Annotated in this window: 1 protein-coding gene and 1 pseudogene; both read left to right on the top strand. The window is 43.5% G+C overall.

Annotation, left to right across the window (positions count from 1 at the left end; genetic code table 11):
- Positions 1 to 445, top strand: a pseudogene (locus BHV72_RS02795) (TonB-dependent receptor); the annotation flags it as partial.
- Positions 446 to 460: 15 nt separating this feature from the next.
- Positions 461 to 1061: DUF4249 domain-containing protein (locus tag BHV72_RS02800; protein WP_286854382.1), on the top strand; the 601-nt coding region annotated here is incomplete at its 3' end.

Raw genomic sequence — 1061 nt, forward strand, 5'->3', positions numbered from 1 at the left:
CATCAGCCTCAATCTCAGCCATAAGTTCAGTGACCGCATTGATGCAGGAGCTTCCTGGATATTCAATACCGGTGGATGTATCACTATCCCCGAAAAGGCAACAATCATCATCCGGCCCGATGGCTCTATTGAGGAAACCGGTTACATCTCCCGGCGTAACAATTACCGCCTTCCCGCCAGCCATCGTTTGAATCTCGGCGTCAACTTCAACAAGAAGACCAAACATGGTATGCGTACCTGGAATATCAGTATCTACAATGCATACAATGCCATGAATCCGAACATCGTTTACAGCAAATACAAAAATGGATACAACGTATACTACGATGATTTCTACGAAAGTATTTATCATGGAAATACCGGGCAGAAGAAAGCTCAAACTGTCATCAAGAAAATAACAATACTGCCTTGTATTCCTTCTGTTACCTATACTTATAGATTTTAAAAACAAATCCGGCATATGAAAACAAAAATGAAATTACACCTTATTATATACATAACTATTGTAGGCTTCCTAACAGCCTGCGAAAACGAGATTCCTTACAATCCCGGACAACAAGATCCGCAAATCATCATGAACGCCTTGCTCGAAACCGGACAAGCTGAGAATGATGTCTATCTCCATTTAGGCGAGGGCTATAGTATTGAACATTTGAACGAAGCAACTCTTTTCCTCTACATCAATGGCAAAATAGCAGAAACTCCGAAAGCGGTTTCCCCGGAAGAAATTTATGGGCATCTGGAAGGAGAACTTGATAAGGACATTTATGAATCATTACTGAAAAGTATACGTTTCAAGAAATATCGTCTGACCAGCACACTGCATCCCGGTGACAACATACGTCTGGAAGCCACTGCCGAAAACGGAAAATACCATGCCAGTGCCGAAGTCACCGTGCCACAACCGATAGAGAGCCTGCACGTGGATACTTGCCTGGCCTACCTGCGCGAGTACAGCGGGAAAACCCTTTACCGCCAATACAAAATTACATTGCAAGACCGCCCCAACGAGAAGAACTACTACCGGCTGGACATTTGGAATGACCGTAGTTACTATTGCA

This window comes from Bacteroides sp. 43_46, assembly GCF_001915455.1.
Classification (GTDB): Bacteria; Bacteroidota; Bacteroidia; order Bacteroidales; family Bacteroidaceae; genus Bacteroides; species Bacteroides caccae.